The sequence below is a fragment of the Stenotrophomonas sp. STEN030 genome (assembly GCF_056759995.1).
Genome location: NZ_JBRREB010000014.1, coordinates 1 through 23,828, shown reverse-complemented (window position 1 = coordinate 23,828; position 23,828 = coordinate 1). Strand labels below are relative to the sequence as shown.

Here is a 23,828-nt window from a genome sequence, read left to right as displayed (position 1 = left end):
CATCACTGGGCGGCAGTCATCATCCCTAGAAACGCATGCGCGCGCCAAGCGTGAAGTAGCGGCCCACCACATCGTAGTAAGGCGAGCCGACCGCACCAAAGGGCGACTTCTTGTCGAACAGGTTGCTGATGTCGGCGTAGACCTCGACCTCGTTGTCGCCCGCCAGCGCGAAGCGCGCCTTGCCACCCAGGTCCCAGTACACATAAGACGGGATGTTGCCGTTGGTCAGCACCAGCTGGTTGTTGTAGACGCCACTGGAAATGTAGCGTGCGCGCGCCTGCGCACCGTAGCGGTCACCGCGCCAGCCGAAGGTCGCGTTCGCACGCCAGCGTGGCACACCGGAGCCGCCGGTCAGGCCCTGTGAGGTCACGTACTCGAAGGTGTTCTTGCCGTCGTAGGTGGTGAGGTTGTCGGTCCAGGTCGCCAGCACGCGGGTGTGGAAGTTGCCCGACATCGCCGGGAACAATTTGGCCGCCGGCAGGTTGTAGAGCAGGTCGAGATCGACACCGTTGGTGCGGTACTCGGCCAGGTTGACGTAGTTGGAGTTGATCCGCTCGATCTCACCCGTGCCATCCCGCTGGATGCGCCCGCACATGGCCTGGTTGCCGGCGATACAGCGCAGCACGGTTTCCTGAGCAGAGACCTGGGTGATCACGTCCTTGATCTCGATGTCGAAGTAATCCACCGACATGATCAGCCCCGGCACGCTGGCCGGTGCCCAGGTGAAGCCGACGGTGAAAGTGTCGGCCTTCTCCGGGTCCAGCAGCGGATTGCCGCCGCCAATCACCAGCGCACTGATCGAGGTGCCGGTAAGTGGATCGCTGATGGTCGACCAGCCGGTGGTGCTGGTGGTGTACATCTCCGACAGGTTGGCCGAGCGGATATCGCGCGAACGGGTGAAGCGGCCACGGAAGCCATCGAAGAACTCATTGGTCATGCCGTACTTCCACGACCAGATCGCACCGGAGCTGTTGTAGTCGCTGAAGCGCGCCGCAGCATTGACCTGCAGGTCACGCAACACCGGCATGTCGCGCAGCAGCGGTGCTGCAACTTCGGCGAAGGCCTCGCGCACCTGGAAGCTGCCCGCCATCGGCGAGGAACTCCAGGTACTGAACGACTTCGTCAGGTCCTGCGCGCCCACTTTCTGATCGATCTGTTCCTTGCGCGCCTCCAGCCCCACCGCCACCGAAACTTCACCGGCCGGCAGCGAGAACGGTTCGCCACGCAGGTCCAGCCCGGCCGCATCAAGCTTGGTATTGGTCATGCGCTTGGGCGTGCCGGTGACGTAGGCCGCCGCTTCCGCCGAGGGTGCGCCATGCCCGATCAGGTTGATTGGCACGCAGCCGGAGTTGGGATTGCTCAGGGTCACCCGGCATACCGGCTTGCCGCTGACCGGGTCGATCACCGCATCCACCGCGTCACGGTAGTTGCTGGTCAGCAGGAAACCCGGCGCGGCCAGATCGGACTGGTTGTCGCCGTGGCTGTAATAGCCACTCCAGCGCCAGTTGTCGCCGACCACGCCATCCAGCGCCACGGTGAACTGGGTGGTGCGGCGGTCGTAGTCGATATCGGGAAAGGCAAAATCGCTGTTGAAGCGGCCCAGGCCAAAGCTGGTCTCCCCGGCCGCCACCAGCGCATCGCGCACGGCAGTCGGCAGGTACGCGTTGTCGACGCCGATCTTCAGCCCGGTGCCACGGTTGTGGTCGCCGAACCACGGGAAGCGGTTCCAGCTGCGCGAGTGGCGCACGTCCATGGTCAGGCTGGTGTTGTCGGTGAGGTTCCACGAAAGCCGCCCCAGCACGTTGTAACGGCGCTGTGGCGTCATCAGCGAGCTGATGTCGTCATTGCTCGGGCTTTCGCCACCCTGGATCAGCGACGCGCCGGTATAGCCCGGGAACGCACGCAGGCTGCCATCCGGATTGAAGGCCATTCCGGCCAGAACACCGGTGGTGATCAAACCGCCTATCGCGGCATTGCCGTAACCGACATCGTCTTTCATCGTGAAGGTGCCGTCGCCATTGGACAGCTGCGCGGTGCGGCCCAGCCATGGACGCGATGACTTGGGAAGAATGCCGTCGTTGTTCAGCGCCTCGCCACCGATGACGATGTGGCCGCGGCCCTGCGCGATCTCGAAACCGGTGGCGGCCGAGACGTATTGCTTCTGGTTGTCCGAGCGCGAGGACATGCCGCCCTGCACATCGATCTTGGTGCCGACCAGCTGGCTGTCCAGCTGCACGTTGACCACACCAGCAACCGCGCCCGAGCCCCAGGCGGCCGATGCGCCGCCGGTAACCACATCCACGCCGCTGATCAGGATCGAGGGGATGCTGGCCAGATCGTTGTCGCTGGAGAAGCGCCGCCCATCCAGCAGCACCAGGGTGCGGCTGACGCCTAGCCCACGCAGGTCAACCGGCGCCCGCGCCGCATCCACGCCGGTGGTATGGGTCTGCGGCGACACCGTGCCACGGAACTGCGGCAGGTCGTTGAGCGCGGCGGCGATATTGGTGTGGGTGGAGAGCTGCAGGTCCTCCGGCGTCACCTTCACCGTCGGCGTCGGCGCGTTGAAGCCCGGCCGGTCGATACGCGAACCGGACGCGGTGACGTTGACGCTGCCGATATCCACCACCTTGTCGGTGGCTTGGTCAGGTTTGGCATCGACCGCTTGGGCGAAGGCGCTGGGCAGGCTGCCAGCAATGATCAGGGCGATGCCCGTGGACAACGTGGTTCTGGCGATACGGCACGGCATACGGTTCCTCGCAGAAGGCTGGAAGTGGAACTGCTGACCTGACAATGCGGACCCTCACCCGCATCTTAGGAAGCCAGCTTCCCGCCCCGCATCAGGGAAAACCCCGATACCAACCGCTCAAACGACAACGGCCAGCACTAGGCTGGCCGTTGTTTCAAACGTTACCAATGCTTAGTGCGACGAAGCCTTGCTCGCACCAATGCCGGTCTCGGCACGCACTTCCTGTGCCGGGTAGGCGGCACGTTCGGCCTGCGCGTTCTTGCTCTTGTCGGTGATCGAGAAGAACCAGATGCTGACGAAGGCAATCGTCATCGAGAACAGCGCCGGGCTGGTGTACGGGAACGGCGCACTGCCGGCCGCATTGCCCAGCGTGTCCACCCATACCGACGGCGACAGCAGGGTCAGGATCAGCGACGAAGCCAGACCCAGCGAACCACCGATCACCGCACCGCGGGTGGTGCAGTCCTTCCACAGCAGCGACAGGATCAGCACCGGGAAGTTGGCCGAAGCGGCGATGGCGAAGGCCAGCGACACCATGAAGGCCACGTTCTGCTTCTCGAACACGATACCCAGCAGCACTGCGATAACGCCCAACGCCAAGGTGGTGACGCGCGAGACACGCAGCTCCGAGCCCGGCTCCGGGTTGCCCTTCTTGAACACCGTGGCATACAGGTCATGCGACACCGCCGATGCACCGGACAGCGTCAGGCCAGCGACCACGGCCAGGATGGTGGCGAACGCCACGGCCGAGATGAAGCCCATGAACAGGTTGCCGCCAACGGCCTTGCCGACCAGTACGGCTGCCATGTTCGGGCCGCCCTGGATGGTGCCGGTGACCGGATCCGCGTACTCCGGATTGGTCAGTACCAGTGCGATCGCACCGAAGCCGATGATGAAGATCAGGATGTAGAAGTAGCCGATCCAGGTGGTTGCCCACAGCACCGACTTGCGTGCCTGCTTTGCATCGGGAACGGTGAAGAAGCGCATCAGGATGTGCGGCAGGCCGGCGGTACCGAACATCAGTGCCATACCGAACGAGATTGCCGAGATCGGATCCTTGACGAAGCCACCAGGCCCCATTATCGCCAAGCCTGTACTGGCCGCTTCCTCCGCACTCTTGCCGCCGTTGGCCGCGATCTGGGTCTTGACCCGCACCGCCTCGCTGAACAGCGCCTCGAAACTGAAGTTGAAGTGCCACATCACCATCACGGCCATGAAGGTCACGCCGGACAGCAACAGGCAGGCCTTGATGATCTGCACCCAGGTGGTTGCAGTCATGCCGCCGAACAGCACGTAGACCATCATCAACACGCCGACCAGCGCCACTGCGATCCAGTAGTCCAGGCCGAACAGCAGCTTGATCAACGCACCGGCGCCGACCATCTGTGCGATCAGGTAGAACAGCACCACCACCAGCGTGCCCGATGCCGCGAACATGCGGATGGGTTTGGCCTGGAAGCGGTAGCCGGCGACGTCGGCAAAGGTGAAGCGGCCGAGGTTGCGCAGGCGTTCTGCCATCAGGAAGGTCAGGATCGGCCAACCGACCAGGAAGCCCAGTGCATAGATCAGGCCGTCGTAACCATTGGTCATCACCGCGGCGGTGATGCCGAGAAACGAGGCTGCCGACATGTAGTCACCGGCAATGGCCAGGCCGTTCTGGAAACCAGTGATGCCGCCACCGGCGGTGTAGAAATCGGACGCGGACTTGGTGCGACCAGCGGCCCACTTGGTGATGCCAAGCGTGAACACCACGAAGGTCGCGAACATGATGATCGCGGTCCAGTTGGTCGGCTGGCGCACGGTCTGGCCGATGTCGCCACCGGCAGCCATGGCCGCGCCGCTGGCGATCAGCAGACCGAGCAGGGCGCCGGTTCGCAGGAAGGAGTGGGTCATTGTGCTTCCTCCACGATCTCATCGGTCAACTTGTCGAATTCCTTGTTGGCACGGCGCACGTAGAAGCCGGTGATGACGATGGTGAACACCATCAATCCCAAGGCGATCGGAATGCCGACGGTGGTGATCTTGCCGGGGCCGATCGGCGTGGCCAAGAAGGCCTTGTCGAAGGCGATCAGGCCGATATAGCCGTAGTAGCCCAGCAGCATCAGGATGGTCAGGAACCAACCCAGCTTGTTGCGCGTGCTGCGCAACCGTTGGTATTTCGGGTTGGAGGCGATCCGCTCTACACGGGGATCGACGGAAGCATTCATCGGAATTCTCCAGGCGTTGGGAATACGAACGCCACGGCATGCGGAGATGCCTTGACGGTCACATGAGTGCTCCCCGTGGGGGTAGGGAGATGGGGCGTACTACTTTTTCAGACGCGGTAGCGGCGCTACTGCAGCGCCGCTACCGGATGGGTCAGAAGCTGTACTTGGTGGTGAACTGCACGCGGCTGATATCGCCCTTCTTGCCGTTCTCGATCTCGCGCACGCCGTACATCAACTCGGCACCGACATCGACCTTGGGCATCGGCGTGTAGAAGATGTTGCCGCGGATCGACTGCACGCTCTTGGTCACCAGGTCACCGGTGATGGAGGCGTTGTTGTCGTAATCGCTGCGTGCGTAGATCAGGTTGGTGCGCAGCTTCGGGGTGAAGGCATGGCGCCAGCCGACATAGCCGGCAATCACACCGGTCGCGTCGATCTCGTCGCGGATGGCGTCATAGCCGCCGTCGGCGGTGATGCCCAGGCCGATATAGCGGGAAATGCCTTCGCCGCCGGTCAGCTGGTAATGCAGGGTATCGGCATCGCCCATCAGCCACTTGCCGCCGAGGGTGACGCCACCGCCGACCTTGCTGGCATCGGCACCGGTGGTCTGGTTGTCGAGCTTGAGCTGACGCACCAGACCGGCCACGCCGAAGGTACCCCAGTCACCCTTCCAACCGTAACGCACGGTCAGGTCGGGCATCGAACCACGGTCGGAGTTGGCAACCGCCGGCACGTTCCACTTGCCGGTGACCGGGTTGTAGGCGCCGGTAAGCGTGGTGGTTTCCGGGTTTTCCAAGGCAACACTCAAGCCGCCATTGGTGTAACGGATCTGCGCCTGGCGCACGAAGATCACGCCATCGGTGGGGCCGACGAAGTCAGCTGCTTCCGGGATCGAGGCTGCGTCCATGAAGTTGGACCAGGTCTGGCCGGCCAACCACTTGTTCCAGTACATGTAGGCGTGACGCAGGGTGACGCCGTAGGTGTTGGTCGCGGTCTGGTTGCCCAGCGAGTTGCCGAAGAAATCCATCTCGACCATCGCACCGGCCTTGTCGCCGTTCTCGGCCACATGATCCACGCCGAGGTTGAAGCGCGAGAACTTGGCGTGTGCGTTGTAATCCACGTCCGAAGCCTTGCCCGAACCACCGGCGCCATGCACCGGGGTCTGGCCCGGAAGATACAAGGCGCGGCCGGTAGCGTCGTCGGCCAGCTGGCCGTCGCCGGTACGGGTGGCGAGGAAATCGGCCTTGATGAAGCCACCCACTTTGAAGGTGGTGCCCGGCGCGGCGCCCGGGGTGATGCTGGTCAGCTGAATCGGCTGCTTGCCGGCCGGCACCGCGGGCGCGGCGACGCGCTCGGCCTGTGCGCTGCGCACCTGCACTACTTCGCTCTGGGTCTGGGCGATGGCGCCCTGCTGTTGCTGCTGGGTGGACAGCAGCAGCTGCACCTGGCGCTCAAGATCAGCGACGCGCGCCTCCAGTGCCTTCTCTTTTGCGGTCTCGGCGAAGGCCATGCCCGGCGCAACCAGCGCAACGAACAGGGCAGCGGCGAGTGGCCGGCGGGCCGTTTTCAACATGTTTCGATTCATTGGGACTGCCTCTCTCCAGGCTGGCGAACGGTCCGCGCCGGTTGCACGGTCGCAGCCAGCGTGCGCGGCGATGGTGTCGGGCCGCTATTCGCCATTAGTCGTAAGCAGGCGTCTGTTCGACCATCGTCTAACAGAAGATGCAGCGCGAGGTGGGGTGGATGCGGCACACTTGGGGTGTCCCGGCCCTGTCCCACGACAGGGCTCATTCATTGGTTACAAGTGCAAAGGTGAGGGTTGCCATGACTGATGTATATCCCGTTGATTCCGCGTTCGCCGAGAAGGCACGGATCGACAAGAACACGTACCAACAGCTGTACCGCGAATCGGTCGAAAACCCCGATGCGTTCTGGGCCAAGGCTGCAGAACGCCTGGACTGGTACAAGAAGCCGACCAAGATCAAGAACGTCAGCTACCAGCTCGACGATTTCCGCATCAAATGGTTCGAAGACGGCGAACTCAATGTCAGCGTCAACTGCCTCGACCGGCAGCTGGCCACGCGCGGCGACAAAGCCGCCATCCTGTTCGAGGCCGATGGCCCTGACAGCCCGGCGCAGAAGGTTACCTACCGCGAGCTGCACCAGCGCGTCTGCCGCCTGGGCAATGCGCTGCGCAACCTCGGCATCAAGAAAGGCGACCGCGTCACCATCTACCTGCCGATGATCGTCGACGCTGCGGTGGCGATGCTGGCCTGCGCCCGCGTCGGTGCCATCCATTCGGTGGTGTTTGGTGGCTTCGCCGCCAACTCGATTGCCGACCGCGTTGGCGACTGCGCCAGCAAGCTGATCATCACCGCCGACGAAGGCCTGCGTGGTGGCAAGAAGGTGCCGCTGAAGGCCAATGTCGATGCCGCACTGAAGCTGCCCGGCACCAATACCGTGGAAACCGTGCTGGTCGTGCGCCACACCGGTGGTGCGGTCGACATGCAGGCGCCGCGCGACCGCTGGTTCCACGATGTGGTGGACACCCAGCCGGCCGAGTGCGAACCCGAGCGCATGAACGCCGAAGATCCGCTGTTCATCCTCTATACCTCCGGCTCCACCGGCAAGCCCAAGGGCGTGCTGCACACCACCGGCGGTTACCTGCTGTACGCGGCCTACACCCATGAAGCGGTGTTCGACCTGCGCGAAGACGACATCTACTGGTGCACCGCCGACGTCGGCTGGGTCACCGGCCACAGCTACATCGTCTACGGCCCGCTGGCCAACGGCGCCACCTCGGTGATGTTCGAAGGCGTGCCGAACTACCCGAATACTTCGCGTTTCTGGGAAGTGATCGACAAGCACCAGGTCACCATCTTCTACACCGCGCCGACCGCCATCCGTGCGCTGATGCGCGACGGCGAGGAGCCGGTCAAGCGCACCTCGCGCAAGAGCCTGCGCCTGCTCGGCAGTGTTGGCGAGCCGATCAATCCGGAAGCCTGGCGCTGGTATTACGACGTGGTCGGCGATGCCCGCTGCCCGATCGTGGATACCTGGTGGCAGACCGAAACCGGCGGCATCCTGATTTCGCCGCTGCCGGGCGCAACCGACCTGAAGCCGGGCTCGGCAACGCTGCCGTTCTTCGGCGTACAGCCGGCGCTGGTCAGTGCCGACGGCGAGCCGCTGGAAGGCGCCACCGAAGGCAACCTGATCATCCGTGATTCCTGGCCGGGCCAGATGCGCACCGTCTACGGTGACCACCAGCGTTTCATCGACACCTATTTCCGCACCTACCCGGGCAGCTACTTCACCGGTGACGGCTGCCGTCGCGATGAAGACGGCTATTACTGGATCACCGGTCGCGTCGATGACGTGATGAACGTATCCGGTCACCGCATCGGCACGGCCGAGGTGGAAAGCGCACTGGTCTCGCACCCGAAGGTGGCCGAAGCGGCCGTGGTCGGCTTCCCGCATGAGATCAAGGGCCAGGGCATCTATGCCTACGTCACCCTGATTGCCGGCGAAGCGCAGACCGACGAGCTGCTCAAGGAACTGATTACCTGGGTGCGCAAGGAAATCGGCCCGATCGCCGCACCGGATCACCTGCAGTGGGCGCCGGGCCTGCCCAAGACCCGCTCGGGCAAGATCATGCGCCGCATCCTGCGCAAGATCGCCGAGAACGCCCCGGACCAGCTCGGTGACACCTCCACGCTGGCTGATCCGTCGGTGGTCGCATCGCTGGTGGAAGAGCGCAAGGTTCGCTAAGCGTTACAAGCCCGGGGCACCACGGTGCCCCGGCTGTTGGTCCATGTGGAGGGCGTGGATCGGCATCTGTACCAGTATCCTGTTTCACCGGAAGGGCGTCACGCCCCTTACTTCAGCATTGGATCGCATATGCCTACCCTCCTCATTGCCGATGACCATCCGCTGTTCCGCGAAGCCCTGAAGGGTGCGGTGCAACGTGTCATACCCGGCGTGCAGCTGATGGAGGCCGACAGCGTCGAAGCACTGTACGCACTGGCCGAACAACACCCCGATGCCGACCTGGTGCTGATGGACCTCAACATGCCCGGCGCGCAAGGCTTCAACGCGCTGGTGCACCTGCGTTCGCTGCACCCGCAGCTGCCCATCGTAGTCGTATCCGCACGCGAGGAAGCCACGGTGATGCGGCGCGCCCTGGACCATGGCGCATTCGGCTTCATTCCCAAATCCGCCGATTCGGACACCATCGGCCATGCGCTGGGCACCATCCTCGATGGCGAGCGCTGGGCCCCGGCCGAGGCGCACAACGTGCCGCCGACCCCGAATGAAGAACGCGAAGTCGGCCAACGCCTGCGCGAGCTGACCCCGCAGCAGTTCCGCGTGTTGCAGATGCTCGGCGTCGGCCGGCTGAACAAGCAGATCGCCTATGACCTGGGTGTTTCCGAGGCCACCATCAAGGCGCACGTCACCGCCATCCTGCGCAAACTCGGCGTCACCAACCGCACCCAGGCGGTGCTGATGGCCGGCAAACTGGCCATCGACGACGACGCCATCGTGCTGCCGCCGGAAGAAGACTGAGCGGTAGCGGTAAAGCCGGCCTTTGTTTGTGGGAGCGGCGTAAGCCGCGAAGCCACCGAGCCATCAGATAGCGGCGATTCCGAACAGTCGCGAACAGCTGGGTTTCTGAATGGCGTTGTCTCCGGCAGCCGGTATCCACCGGTTTCGCGGCTAACGCCGCTCCTACAAGCGACCCACAAACGGCTGTGCTGTCCAGCTGCTACAATCCGCGCTCCCTTGGGGAGTAGCCTGCTTCCAGCATTGGAAGCGCCCACATCAACATACTCGGCCGTTGCGCCGTGGTGTGGGCAGCCAGACCCGGTTGGCGAGACCAGCGGCATGCGTGCGCAACTACGGTTGGGCGCGACGCATGCCGTTTGTGTCCGCCCGACCCGGTAATCCTGATGTCCCCCATCTCCATTCTTCTGATTGGCTTCGCCATGTCCACCGACGCCTTCGCTGCGGCGGTCGGCAAGGGCGCTGCCATGCGCAAACCTCGCCTGCTCGACGCTCTACGTGCGGGCTTGATCTTCGGCGTGATCGAAGCCATCACCCCGATCATCGGCTGGCTGCTGGGTCGCGCTGCTTCGCAGTATGTGCAGGCCTTCGATCATTGGATTGCGTTCGGTCTGCTTGGCCTGCTGGGTGCGCACATGATCATTGCTGGCTTGAAGCCTGATGATGAAACCGAAGGCGACGGTGATGACAACGAAGCCGGCGAGCAGCACAAAAGTTTCTGGACCTTGGCTGCAACGGGTTTTGCGACCAGCATCGATGCGATGGCGATCGGCGTCGGCCTGGCCTTCCTTGATGTGCATATCGGTGTGGTGGCGCTGGTGATCGGCCTGTGCACGATGATCATGGTGACCATCGGCATCATGCTCGGCCGCGCCCTGGGTGCGGTGGTTGGCAAGCGTGCGGAGATCGTCGGCGGTGCGATCCTGATCATCATCGGTTGCGCGATCTTGTATGAGCATCTGAGTGCGGCAAGCGCTGTTGTAGGAGCGGCGTAAGCCGCGAAGCTGGCGCCCCATCTGTAGAGCGGACCCATGGTCCGCTGGGGCATTACCGGTAAGGCCCCTGCCGAGCATGGCTCGGCACTACAGATATAGCCCCTCTCCCGTTTACGGGAGAGGGGTTGGGGTGAGGGTAGCTTTTGACCTTGGCCGGTAAAGCCCCTTGCCGAGCATGGCTCGGCACTACAGTGCTGGCAGCTAGCGCCTGCGCGGGTCGTTCAGTGCGGTCAGGAAGGCACGTAGCGACGCCGGTTTCACCGGCTTGGTCAGCACGCGGTAGCCGCGTTCGCGGGCCATGCGCTTCAGCTCATCGCGGCCGTCAGCAGTCAGCAAGGCACCAGGCAAGGGCCGACCCGCGGCTTCGCGCAGCGCGAGCAGGGTATCCAATCCATCGAGCCTGTCATGCAGGTGGTAATCCACCAGCATCACATCAGGCTGCTCGCTCAGCTTCTCCAAGGCCATGTCCACCGTGCTGGCAGCGATTACTTCCACCTTCCAGCGACCCAGCAAGGCGCGCATGCCGTCGAGGATTTCCTGATCGTTGTCCACGCACAGCACACGCATGCCCGCCAGTGAATCATCACCACCGAAGGCGGTCTGCTGACGCGGCAACGGCACCGGCACTGCCGGTGTTTCAACCCGCGGCAAGCTGATCGAGAACATGCTGCCGTGGCCGGGTTGGCTGCGCGCATTCAAGCCGTGATCGAGCAGACGCGAGATGCGTTGGCAGATCGACAAGCCCAGGCCCAGGCCCTGCTCGCCCCAGTCGAACGGCTGCTGGTAGCGGTGGAACTCGTTGAAGATCTGCTGCATATGGTGCTCGGGGATGCCGGGGCCGGTATCCCACACCTGCAACTCAACCTGGTCACCACGCACGCGCAGCGCCAACACGATGCGACCGCTACGTGTGTAACGCAACGCATTGGCCATGAAGTTCTGCAGCACGCGGCGCAACAGGCGGCGATCACTGCGCACCCACGCGGTACGTGCAAACACATGCAGGCGCAGACCGCGTCCTGCCGCTACCGGCGTGTACTGTGCCGCAAGCTCGCGCACCAGCACGCTGGCATCGAACTCGCTGATGGTCGGGCGTAGGCCACCTGCATCCAATCGCGATACGTCCAGGAGGCCATCAAGCAACTCTTCGGCAGCACGCAGGGAAGCATCGACACGCTCGGCCAGATGCCGCTGCTCGTCAGTCTCATGCAGGCTGTCGCGCAGTGCGGATGCAAACAGGCGCGCTGCATTCAAAGGCTGCAACACGTCATGACTGATCGCGGCCAGGAAGCGCGTCTTTGATTGCTGTGCAGCTTCAGCCGCCTGCGAACGCTCGGTTACACGCTGCTCCAGTGTCTCGTTGGCTTCCAGCAGTGCCTGCTCGGCATTCTTGAAGTCGGTGATGTCGTTGTAGCTGGTGACATAGCCGCCACCGGGCAAAGCCTGGCCACGCAGCTCGATCACCTTGCCATCGGCACCGGTACGTTCGAACACATGCGGTGAACCGGCGCGCATATAGCCGATGCGGCGATTGATCTGCACTTCGGTATCACCCGAACCCAGCTCTCCGCGCTCGGCGTTGTAGCGGATCAGATCGGCAACCGGGCGGCCCACGTAAAGCATGCCGTCGGGGTAACCGAACATCTGCTGGTAGCGACGATTCCATGCAGTCAGCCGCATTTCCGGATCGACCACACTGACCCCGGCGCTGATGTTTTCCAATGTGGTGGACAGAATCTCGCGATTGAAGCGCAGCTCCTGCCCCGCTTCGTCCAGCACCGCCACAACCTCGCCCAGGTCCATACCCGAGCCGCGCAGCAGGCTGGTCAGCAGCAGACGCGCGGAGGCCGCACCGATGGATGCGGCGAGCAGGCGTTCGGTGAACTGCACCCAGACGCGGTCAGCGGCAGCGGCGGGCTGGAACTCGCGCTCCAGCAACTGCGCCTGTTCGCCAAATGAGCGTCGCGCGCGGTTGTCGCCGATGACACGGGTGGCCAAGGCCAGCAGATCACGTACCTTGACGTGCGCCGGCCAGTCACCGGCCACCACTGGACGCTTGGCGTAAGGATCCAGGAACGGTGCCGCACGCAGACGCTCAGCGACGTCAGGACGCCAGCGCATCGACACCAGCAGCATGGTCACGGTGTTGATCAGCAGCGACCAGAAGGTGCCGTGGGTCAACGGATCCCAACCGGTCAGGCCAAACAACTGCTGCGGTCGCAGCCAGCCGATGCCGAACGGTCCTTCCGTCAGCAGGCTCGCATCCAGCCAGCCACCATGGCTCAGCGCCGGCACCAGCAAGGTGTAGGCCCAGACCACAAAGCCGGCCAGCATGCCGGTTTCCACGCCGCGGCGGCTGGCACCGCGCCAGTACAGGCCACCGAGCAGACCGGGCGCGAACTGCGCCACCGCCGCGAAGGCCATCAAGCCGTAAGCGGCCAGCATGGTGTCGTCGTTGCTGCCGCGGTAATAGCCATACGCGACCAAGGCCAGCAGCACGATCGCCATGCGCCGTATCCACAGCACGCGCGAAGCCACATTGGCGGCCTCGCGGTGGTCGCCACTGCGACGCAGCAACAGCGGCATCACCAGATCGTTGCTGATCATCGTCGCCAGCGCGATCGAGGACACGATGACCATGCCGGTAGCCGCGGAGAAGCCGCCGATATAGGCGATCAAGGCCAGCGTGGTATTGCCCGCAAACATCGGCAAGGCCAATACCAAGGTGTCGTCCGAGGCCAAGCCTGTGCCGAACATCGCCGCGCCGGCAGTAGCGATCGGCACGATCATCAGCGAGATCAGCACCAGATAGCCGCCGAACATCCAGCGTGCGCTGCGCACATCGGCGGCATTGCCGCATTCAACCACCGCCACATGGAACTGCCGTGGCAGGCAGATCAGGGCAAGAAAGCTCAGCAGCGTCTGCGAGACGAAACCCACCGGCGGCATGCCTTCAAACAAGGTACGCGCCGACTGCACCACCGACTCGCCGCGGTCGGTCAGCCACACGTAGGCGAACACGCCAATGGCGACCATGGCCAGCAGCTTGATCAGTGATTCGACGGCGATGGCCAGCATCATGCCGTAGTGGTGTTCGGTGGCGTCGACCTGTCGGGTGCCGAACAAAATGGCGAACAAGGCCATCAGCAGCGCCACGTACAGCGCCGGATCGGTCAGGAAGCCCTTGCCGGCAGCGTCGCCAGTGAGCACCTGCAGGCTCATCGCCACAGCCTTGTACTGCAGCGCCAGGTACGGCACCACGCCGATCAGGGCGATCAATGCGACCAGCGCCGCCAAGCGCCGCGAGCGGCCAAAGCGCGAGGAAATGAAGTCAGCGATGGAGACCACGTTCTCGCTGCGGGCGATCAACGCCAGCCGCTCGATGATCCGCCAGCCGAACATCAGCATCAGCAGCGGGCCAAGATAAATAGGCAGGTAGCCGATGCCGTAGCGCACCGCCGAGCCGACCGCACCGTAGAAGGTCCAGGACGAGCAATAGACCGCCAATGCCAAGCTGTAGACCACCGGCCGCAGCCACGGGCGGTCCGGATACAGCGGGCGACGATCACCCCACCAGGCCACACCGAACAGCAGCGCGGCATAGCAGAGTGAGACCAGGAGCAGGATCCAGCTGGAGACCAAGGGTAGTTCCCGTGCGACTTAGCCGGGCCAGTGTAGCCATTCCCTCCATGCTCACGCATGGACCTGCAGTGTCAGCTCGGCGGCGGCACAAAAAAACGCCCCGGCATGACCGGGGCGCTCGGATCAATCACCGGCGTATTGCTTAGTAATAGCCGGTCATGTTGATGAACCAACCCTTGTTATCAAGCCTGAGGTGGGTCAAGTCGTCGCTGAAGTTGGTGAAGTTATAGCCGACGCCAAGCTTGAAGTTGCGCCCGACCTGGCGATCCACACCTACCAACCAGCCCTGCTTGCGACCACCCTGCTTGACGTCGAGCACACGGTACTCGGCCAGTCCGTCCCACTTCGCGATCAAGTGGTAGCGCAGCTGCGTGGCGGCGAAGTCGGCACGACTGTCCAGCCAGGCCCCTTCGCCACGTCCCATGCGGTAGTCGCCGCGACGCGAGGCGAGCTTTCCGGCCATCTCCCACCGTGGAGACATTTGCCAGATGCCTTCCATCGACAATACATGCGAGCGTTGGTCATCGGAGGCCCCACCAACCTGTCCAGGTGATGCCAGGTCATACAGGTAGGTGTACTTACCAAACGCGGCCCAGCGGGAGCTGTCGTGCGGGCGGTAAGCAAAGCCGGCATTGACCTCGGCCAAGCGGGCACCGTCCTGCGCATTCAGGCTGTCGGAAGTGTCGGAATAGTTGCCACGCAAGGCCAGACGCCAATCTTCGTTGACCTTGTAGAACAGACGATTGGTGGTCACCCACTGTTCGCGTGCCTCGGCACCGGTGTCACGCCGATACTCGAGCTTGCTCGACCAGTCGGTACGCTCATCGGTACGGCCGCCGTTGACGCTATAGGCATGGCGGGTAACGCCACCATTGCTGGTATCCAGCTCACCTTCCTGCAGCGTGAAACCAAGCCGCCAGCCTTCGCCCGGATAGAAATCCATCCCGAAGGTATGCGCCAGTCCTGCAGCGTCGTAACCAGGATCTTTCAGGTACTGGCTTTCGTTGTAGACATTGACCTGGTTGGACAGGCGCCAACGCTGGCCTACGGTCCATCCCGCCGCCTGCTTGTTGTTGAACAGCGGATCGGCTTCCGTGCTGTCAGTGCTGTAGCGGTAGTTGCCATAGATGCTGTGGTCGTCGCCGAGCCAATATTCGGCACTGACCTCGGTGGCATGACCACGGCTTCCATCACTGTACGCAGCGCCCACGCTGGAGCGGTTGCCGAACTGGTACTTGCTGCCAACAGTGTAAAGATCATTGTCTGCATAACGACCGTGGTCATCATCCACCGTGTACTGGGCGATGCCGTAGACCTCCAACAGGCTGGTCAGCTTGCGCGTGTAACTCAGCGCGGCGAGCATCGGCTCCACCGTCTCCGAGCCACGCTGCTCACTTTTGCGCAGCAGCTCCGCAGTCCATTGATTGCGGTCATCCGGGCGCCAATCGGCTGTCAACTGCTGCTGCTCGAGCACCGCACCGTCGCGGTCAGCATGGCTGTACTGCCCATATAGGCTGAAGTTCTGGCTCAGATAACCCTGGAATTCGGCACCGTACTCGCGGATGGCGGCACCGGCGGTGGTGGAATGGGTGATTGAGAAGCCCGGCTCCACATCACGCCACCAACCGCCCACGTTCCAATCGTTCTTGGTCCAGCCCAGCTCCTGGAAATTGGCACGTGCCTCGACCGCACGCGCGTCACCGCTGCGAGCGCTGCTCAATGGGCCCTTCTCGATGAAGCTGAAGCCACCGTTGTCCGAATAGAAGATCGGAGCAGCCACGGATTCACTATGGGACTGTTCGAACTTCACGTAGGTGCCACGCCCAACCTGTACCGTCACATCCACGCCGGTCAGCGTGTAGTCGTCGCCTTCACGTGCCTCGTCAACATAGGTGCCGCCTACCGCGACATGGTTGCCGAACCAATGCTTGCCACGCAGGCCGATGCTGGTGTCGTCCGTATCGAACCCGGTTGGGATGTACTCGTAGTCCACCTTCAGCAGCTGCTCATAGCCATCGAGCGGCGTGTCGCGGGTGATCGAGGGCAGGTTTTCGCGGGTGATCTGCGCCAGCGGCCGGGTGAGGATGATGCGCCCCTGCAGCTCGTCGATCTCGTAGTCAGCGCCACGCTGGAGCTGCGAGCTGGCCAAGGTGCGGCCAGTCTTCGGGTCACGCACATCCAAGGTGACGTAATCCGAACCCGGCAGAATGTCCGTCTGCCGCAGGTAGTACAGGCTGCCGCCGGTGCCCAGGAATTCACTGTGACCGGCCGCCGACTGCGCCTGCGAAGCGAACAGTTTCAGCGTGCTGGCGGCGTCGCCCAGCTGCGTCGCGCCCCGAGCACGCCAGCTCAGTGCTGCGCCATACAACGAACGGTTGTATTGGCCGTACTCGGTGCCGTTGAAGCCGGTCGAGAAGTTACCCCACAGCGCCTGGTTCTGATCCCAATCCGCACGCACATACAACCGGCCCTGGGTGTCGACATCGCGCACCGTGTTTGAATCATCGCCATAGGTCGGGTAGTACATGTCCGGATCGAGGCGCCGGAACACGTCCTGCGGGTCAGCATCAAGGAAGCCGTTGAACAGATGCTTGATTTCGCGGTCGCGGGTATCTGCCTGCGCGGTCAGCAGGTACTTGCCCTTGAACTTCTGCTTCAGATAGAACGCCAGACGGCCATCACTGATGAAGCCATCCTTGTCGCTGCCATCCTCCGCGCCCGGGGTGACGCTGCTACCGACACTGTTCTGCGACAGCGTGACATCGGCCATCGCAACGAGGAAGCGGTGCGAGCCGGTCACGTTCACGTCCAGCGTGCGCTGGATCGGCGCCGCATTGGGCGCGGCCACGCCCAATGCAAAAGCGTGCTGCCCAATGGGCTGCAGGAACTCGGCAACGAACTTGCGCTCCATATCCACGGGGAACGTTTCGCCGTTGATCGTCAGCTGGGCATTGGCCGGGATGTCGCGGCCATGGATGCGCACCCGCGAGCCGTAGATGGGAATGTTCTGCAAACGCAGCGCATTGCTGCCGTAGATGGCGTCGCGCAGCTGTGTGGTCTGCGCCTGCTCCAACGACGTCGCGGCGCCAGTCCTGCGCTCCTGGCTTTCACGCGTCGCCTGCAGGTTGCGCGCATAGTCTTCAGGCGTCTGCAGCTGAATGCTCTGCGCGTTGGTCTCGTCGAATTCACCATTGGCGCCATAGGCGCGGGCGATGTAGACCAAGGTGTCACCGGCGCGCAGGTTCAAGTCCGCCGGCAAGCTTCCATCCCAGCTGGCGGTGCCCATATTGGCCACTTCCACGGGGATGGTCGCCAACGGGGAGACACGGTCGCTGTCGGTGCCGCGATACACAAGCACTTCCATACGCTGCATGAAAGCAGCGTAGTTGCTGTAGGCCTGGAACTGCACGGGCGTATTGATGCGACCTTCCGAGAACGGCACGGTCTGTGACGCCTGCACGTTGAGCAGTGCCTGCCCCAACGTCGGATCTTCGGTCACCCACACCACGCCGCCATTGGGCAGGTCCACCGAGAATGTCCCACTGACCTTGGCGCGGCCAGGCGCCTGCGGCGCAGCCAGCACGTCAACACGACGATTCTCACTCAGTTGTGGCGTAGCGTTGTCCGCACCCAACGGATGCTCGGCACCGCGGGTATGCACACGGAACAGCAGACCCTTGTCATTGCTGCAGGTATCCCCACTGCAATCCGCCGGCAGATCACGATCACCGTCCTTGTCCGCTGACGTCGCTGGCTGTGCCAGCGACGGTGCGGCCGTCATCGAGAGCAGGCTGATGATCGCCAGATCCAGAAGTTTCATTGTCAGCTTCATGGCCGGTCCTCAGAGCTTGCCCATGCCGGTATCGGCATCGGGGTTGTCAATAATTTCCACACGTACCTTGCTGCGTACGTCCGGACTCAACTCAGCGGCAATCTGCTGGTACACCGCCTTGGCGCGGCGCAGGCCGAGCTGCACGTTGTAAGCACTGCCGCCACGCACATCCGCGCGACCAACGATCGCCACGACCCCACCACCACGCGTTTGCAGCGAGACAGCGATGGCTGACAGCACGTCGCGGTACTGCGGCTTGATCGTTGCCCGATCCGTATCGAACAGAACGCTGCCCAACACTTCGGCCCGATCCAAACGCAGCAGAGGCTCGCCCACCTGGGTCAGCACATCCACTTGCGTGCGCTCCAGCAGATCCGGGGGGAGCTGGGTCTGCAGGTGGTCACGCACTGCGTAACCACGTGCCAACGCCAGCGCCTCCGCTTCTGCTTGCGCAGTGATCGTCAAGGTACCGCCGTTGTAGCTGCGGACCCTGTCAACAATGGCCTCTAGCGCGGGGCGGTGCTCATCCGGTATCACGGCACTTTGTGGCGCAAACAACACTTCGCCCAACTCGACCGTGGTCTGCTGATGTCCGCCGCCAATCGCGCCGGCCGGCATCTTCACACCAAAGTCGAACCGTACCGGCACACCTGGGGTGATCCGACGCACACGCGGGTTCTCGGTGGTGAACTCTGCACCCTGCGGCAAGGTCGCCGGATCCACCTTCAGAATGAAGTTGCGGCCGCGTGTCCACGCACCACCATCCATCCCTTCAAGGTGATAACGACCCCAGGAATCGGTCTCCATCAGCAAACCTTCCACCGATGCCACGCGTACACCCGGGATGCCGCGCTCATCGATGCCGCTGTTGCGGATGACGTAGTCCACCGTCATTCCCTCGGCATCGTGGCCATAGCGGCGTTCGACCTCAAGCACCTCGCCACTCATCCCACGAGCCACATCGCCGCTGCGCTCCACCGTGGTGGTGCCATCAGCACGCATCCGCAGCGTGGTGCCATTGCGGGTTGTGAGCACCAGGTCATCGGTGAAGTCCGCAGCGGTCAAACGCTGGCGGATGACAACCTGGTTGCGCTGCACCGGGTCTGCCTCGGACTGACGGCCCTCAATGCTGCCTACGTCGACACCGTGCAACATCGGCGAGCTGTGATCGGCCAGCGGCTGCGGACCTGCACCTCGATCGATCGTGGTCGAGTTGGCGACATAAGCCGAGGCCGCAAAGCCGCCCTGGATGCGCACGCCCTGCGCCGTTGCCGACGCCTGCCAGCCATCGGCATTCCGGTCGTCAAACACAGTGCCCAGAATCAGGCTGTCATCCAGAAGTGGGTCGCCCGCCAACTCCACATCGGCCGAGGCCTGGTTGGAGATGGTGTTGCCCGTTACATCCAATGCCACGACGCGGTTGGTGTGCACACCCTTGCCCGTACCTGCGCCAACGCGCAGGAAGTAGCTCACGGTGGCATGCCCGCCGGCTGCGATATCCAAGCCAACGATACGCAGCGGACTGATACCCGCGATGCTGCCGCTGTTGTCGCCATCATTGACGACCAAGGAGCCATCGACGTAGCTGAACCCGACCGGCAGCGTATCCACCAGTGTTGCTGCGCGCACAGGCACCTCGCCGGTATTGTCAGCACGGATGGTGTAACGCACCAGGTCACCGATATTCACCGACGACTTGCCCGCGACCTTGCTCAGGCGCAGCTGACCGGCCGGTGTTTCAAGTACCGGAGTAGTCACCGTTGCCTGGGCCTGCGGCGGCGCAATGCTGCCTGGCGGGGTTGCAGTAGCTGTGGCGGTGTTGACCACCTGTCGTTCAGCGGCATCCTGCTCGGTGATGACATAGGTGTTGCTGGTAGCCACGCACGCCACGTTGCCGCTGCCAACAGGCAGCTGCGGCACAACACAGACCAGGTTCGGCAACTTGGCATCACTGACCACGACATTGCTCAACGCCACCGTGCCGGTGTTGCTGACAAGGAACGTATAGGTGATCAGGTCGCCGACATCGCCAGTGATGCCATCGCCATTGGTGTCGGCAACGCTGGCCTGTTTGATCAACTCGAAGCCGGTTACCGGTGCAACCGGGGTTGGCGTCTCCACCGGCGGCGATACTGCCGTCGGCGGAACGATCGCGCCCGGCGGCACGGCAGAAGCCGTCGCCACGTTGATCACCTTGCCCAAAGCCTCATCGGCAGCCGTGACCACGTAGGTGTTGTTACGCGGTACACACGCAACATTGCTGGCACCGACCGGCAGGCTCGCCACCACGCACACCAGGGCAGGCAGCTTGGCGTCGCTGACAACCACATTGGTCAGCGCAACCGTGCCGGTGTTGCTGACGGCAAAGGTGTAGGTGATCACATCGCCCACGTCACCCAACAGCGTGTTGCCGTTGGTATCAGCCACGGCAGCGGCCTTGCTCAGCGTGAAGCTGGCAACCGGGCTCACCGGGGTCGGCGTTTCTACCGGCGGAGTGACGGCCGTCGGGGGCGTGATCGCACCCGGCGGAACCGCCGTAGCGATGGCCGAGTTGATCACCCTGCCGGCAGCTACGTCCGCAGCCGAGATGACATAGGTGTTGTTGCTCGGCACACAAGCTACGTTGCGAGCACCCACCGGCAGACTGGCAATGACGCATACCAGGCCGGGCAGCTTGCTGTCGCTCACCTTGATGTTGCTCAGCAGCACCGAACCGGTGTTGCTGACGTCGAAGGTATAGCTGATCACGTCACCCGCATCGCCGAGCACCGTATTGCCATTGGTATCAGCCACGCTGGCGTGCTTGGCCAACGTGAAGCTGGCTTCCGGACTTGGCAACGTGGGCGTATCCACCCGCGGCGAGCTCGCGGTCGGCGGCGTCATGCCACCCGGCGGCATGGCGGACGCAGACGCGATGTTGGTTACCTTGCCAGCAACCACATCCGCAGCAGTGATGCCGTAGGTGTTGTTGCTCGGCACGCAGGCCACGTTGCGGGCACCCACCGGCAAGCTGGCGATGGTACACACCAGGTCGGGCAGCATGCTGTCGCGCAGGCGCACGTTCTGCAACTCCACCGTACCGGTATTGCTGACGTCGAAGGTATAGGTGATCACGTCACCCACATCGCCGAGCACCGTATTGCCATTGGTATCAGCCACGCTGGCGTGCTTGGCAAGCGTGAAACTGGCGATCGGGCTCATCGGCGTTGGCGTAACCACCGGCGGAGTCGTGGCGGTGGGCGGGGTCATCGTACCCGGCGGCACAGCGGTGCCCGTGGCGACATTGGTCACCTTGCCCACGGCCACATCGGCAGCAGTGATCACATAGGTGTTGTTGCTGGGTGAGCAAGCCACATTGTTGGCACCTACCGGAAGGCTGGCGATGGTGCACACCAGGCCCGGCAGCATCGCGTCGCGAACCACGACATTGGTCAACGGCACCGTACCGGTATTGCCGACCATGAAGGTATAGGTGATCACGTCACCGGCGTCGCCCAGCACAGTATTGCCGTTGCTGTCGGCCACATTTGCCTTCTTGTCCAGCGTGAAGCTTGCCACCGGCGTAGCCGGCGTCGGCGTGGTCACCGGCGGGGTGATGGTTGTCGGCGGCGTGATCGTACCCGGCGGCACGGCGGTAGCCGTGGCCGTGTTGATCACCTTGCCAGCAGCCTCATCTGCGGCCGTGATGGTGTAGGTGTTGTTGCTCGGAGCGCAGGCGACATTGCTGGCACCTACCGGCAGGCTGGCGATGGTGCACACCAGGCCCGGCAGCATTGCATCGCTCACCACCACATTGGTCAGATCCACCGTACCGGTGTTGCTGGCCGCAAAGGTGTAGGTGATCACGTCACCGGCATCACCCAGCACGATATTGCCGTTGGTATCAGCCACGACGGCGTGCTTGGCCAGCGTGAAAGCGGCGACCGGCTTAGCCAGCGTCGGCGTGGTCACCGGCGGCGATACCGTCGTCGGCGGGGTGATGGTGCCCGGCGGCACGGCGCTGGCAACCGCGACATTGCTCACATTGCCCGCAATCACGTCTGCGGCAGTGATGGTGTAGGTGTTGTTGCTTGGGGCGCAGGCGACATTGCTGGCGCCTACCGGCAGGCTGGCGATGGTGCACACCAGGCCCGGCAGTTTCGCGTCGCTCACCACCACCTGGCTCAGCGCCACCGTTCCGGTGTTGCTGACCGCAAAGGTGTAAGTGATCACATCACCTTCATCGCCCACCACCGTATTGCCATTGCTGTCGGCCACGGTCGCGCTCTTGGCCAGGGTGAATCCTGCCTGCGGAGTACTGGGCGTCGGCGTTGTCACCGGCGGGGTGGTCGCCGTTGGAGGCGTCATTGTTCCAGGCGGCGTCGCAGTCGCAGTGGCAACGTTCACTACCTTGCCTGCGGCCTCATCTGCAGCAGTGATCGTATAGGTGTTGTTGCTCGGGGCGCAGGCGACATTGCTGGCGCCTACCGGCAGGCTGGCGATGGTGCACACCAGGCCCGGCAGCTTCGCATCGCTCACCACCACATTGCTCAGCGCCACCGTTCCGGTGTTGCTTGCAGTAAAGGTGTAGGTAATCACATCACCGGCATCACCCAGCACCGTATTACCGTTGCTGTCCGCAACGCTTGCCTTCTTGTCCAGCGTGAAGCTGGCCACTGGCGTAGCCGGCGTGGGCGTGGTCACCGGCGGCGTGGTGGTGGTCGGCGGCGTGATCGTGCCCGGCGGCACGGCGGTGGCCGTGGCGACGTTGATCACCTTGCCGGCAGCTTCGTCGGCAGCGGTGATCACATAGGTGTTGTTGCCGGCGACGCACGCAACATTGGTTGCGCCGACCGGGAGGCTGGCGATGGTGCATGCCAGGCTCGGCAGCATCACGTCACGTACCACCACATTGCTCAGGTCCACCGTACCGGTATTGCTGGCCGTAAAGGTGTAGGTGATCACGTCACCGGCATCACCCAGCACCGTGTTGCCGTTGCTGTCGGCCACGGCAGCGCGCTTGGCTACGGTAAAGCTGGCCACGGGTTTGGTTGCAGTCGGAGTTTCCACCGGCGGCGAGTTCACTGCCGGGGGCACCATGCTACCCGGCGGGATCGCCGTCGCTGCAGCGATGTTGGTTACCCGGCCTGCGGCCTCATCCGCAGCCGTAATGGTGTAGGTGTTGTTGCTCGGAGCGCAGGCAACATTGCTGGCACCGACCGGCAGGCTGGCGATGGTGCACACCAGGCCCGGCAGCATCAGATCGCTCACCACCACATTGGTCAGAGCCACTGTGCCGGTGTTGCTGACGGCAAAGCTGTAGGTGATCAGGTCACCGGCATCACCCAGCACCGTATTACCGTTGCTGTCCGCGACGCTGGCTTTCTTGTCCAGCGTGAAGCTGGCGACCGCCGAGGTCAACGTCGGTGTGGTCACCGGCGGCGATACCGCCGTCGGTGGGGTGATCTTGCCCGGGGGCACGGCGGTAGCCGTGGCGGTGTTGACCACACTGCCCACCGCTTCATCGGCAGCGGTGATGATGTAGGTGTTGTTGCTCGGGGCGCAGGCGACATTGCTGGCGCCCACCGGCAGACTGGCGATGGCGCATACCAGGCCCGGCAGCTTGGTGTCACTGATCACCACATTGATCAGGTCCACCGTACCAGTGTTGCTGACAGCAAAGCTGTAGGTGATCACGTCACCGGCATCACCCAGCACCGTATTGCCATTGCTGTCTGCGAGGTTGGCTGCCTTGTCCAGCGTGAAGCTGGCGACCGGCGTGGGCACCGTCGGTGTGGTCACCGGCGGCGTGGTGGTGGTCGGCGGGGTGATCGTGCCCGGCGGCACGGCGGTGGCCGTGGCGGTGT

The 23,828-nt window shown here is 63.4% G+C and carries 10 protein-coding genes and 1 riboswitch; of the genes, 3 read left to right on the top strand and 7 right to left on the bottom strand.

The window, feature by feature from the left end; all coding sequences use genetic code 11:
* Positions 1-25: 25 nt before the first annotated feature.
* The 4 genes from ACVOLR_RS06725 to ACVOLR_RS06710 form a co-directional block, all read right to left on the bottom strand.
* A complete protein-coding gene (locus ACVOLR_RS06725) occupies positions 26-2,746 on the bottom strand; it encodes a TonB-dependent receptor domain-containing protein (RefSeq protein WP_481535757.1) in 2,721 nt (906 codons plus the stop codon).
* A gap of 171 nt (positions 2,747-2,917) precedes the next feature.
* Positions 2,918-4,639: a cation acetate symporter gene (locus ACVOLR_RS06720; RefSeq protein WP_481535756.1), complete on the bottom strand. Its 1,722-nt coding sequence runs from the start codon at positions 4,637-4,639 to the stop codon at positions 2,918-2,920.
* Positions 4,636-4,953 carry a DUF485 domain-containing protein gene (locus ACVOLR_RS06715; RefSeq protein WP_481535755.1) on the bottom strand — a complete coding sequence of 106 codons (318 nt, stop codon included), beginning with the start codon at positions 4,951-4,953 and terminating at the stop codon, positions 4,636-4,638. Before ACVOLR_RS06715 ends, ACVOLR_RS06720 begins: the two co-directional genes overlap by 4 nt.
* Before the next feature lie 151 nt (positions 4,954-5,104).
* Positions 5,105-6,538 (bottom strand): DcaP family trimeric outer membrane transporter, encoded by a 1,434-nt coding sequence (locus ACVOLR_RS06710; protein WP_481535754.1) that lies wholly within the window; start codon positions 6,536-6,538, stop codon positions 5,105-5,107.
* Between the two features lie 239 nt (positions 6,539-6,777).
* On the opposite strand from ACVOLR_RS06710, the gene acs reads away from it, so the two are divergent.
* From acs to ACVOLR_RS06695, 3 genes are all read left to right on the top strand, one after another.
* Positions 6,778-8,721 (top strand): acetate--CoA ligase, encoded by a 1,944-nt coding sequence (gene acs, locus ACVOLR_RS06705; protein WP_481535753.1) that lies wholly within the window; start codon positions 6,778-6,780, stop codon positions 8,719-8,721.
* A 129-nt stretch (positions 8,722-8,850) separates the two neighbouring features.
* A complete protein-coding gene (locus ACVOLR_RS06700; protein WP_057629262.1) occupies positions 8,851-9,516 on the top strand; it encodes a response regulator transcription factor in 666 nt (221 codons plus the stop codon).
* A gap of 211 nt (positions 9,517-9,727) precedes the next feature.
* Positions 9,728-9,890, top strand: a riboswitch (yybP-ykoY riboswitch).
* Positions 9,891-9,899: 9 nt separating this feature from the next.
* Positions 9,900-10,508, top strand: coding sequence for a manganese efflux pump MntP (locus ACVOLR_RS06695; protein ID WP_481535752.1), 609 nt, complete (start codon positions 9,900-9,902; stop codon positions 10,506-10,508).
* Between the two features lie 201 nt (positions 10,509-10,709).
* On the opposite strand, the gene ACVOLR_RS06690 is transcribed toward ACVOLR_RS06695, so the two are convergent.
* The 3 genes from ACVOLR_RS06690 to ACVOLR_RS06680 form a co-directional block, all read right to left on the bottom strand.
* On the bottom strand, positions 10,710-14,150 hold the full coding sequence (locus tag ACVOLR_RS06690) for a hybrid sensor histidine kinase/response regulator (RefSeq protein ID WP_481535751.1): 3,441 nt from the start codon (positions 14,148-14,150) through the stop codon (positions 10,710-10,712).
* Positions 14,151-14,292: 142 nt separating this feature from the next.
* A complete protein-coding gene (locus ACVOLR_RS06685; RefSeq protein WP_481535750.1) occupies positions 14,293-17,982 on the bottom strand; it encodes a hypothetical protein in 3,690 nt (1,229 codons plus the stop codon).
* Positions 17,983-17,991: 9 nt separating this feature from the next.
* Positions 17,992-23,828: DUF7507 domain-containing protein (locus tag ACVOLR_RS06680; protein ID WP_481535749.1), on the bottom strand; the 5,837-nt coding region annotated here is incomplete at its 5' end.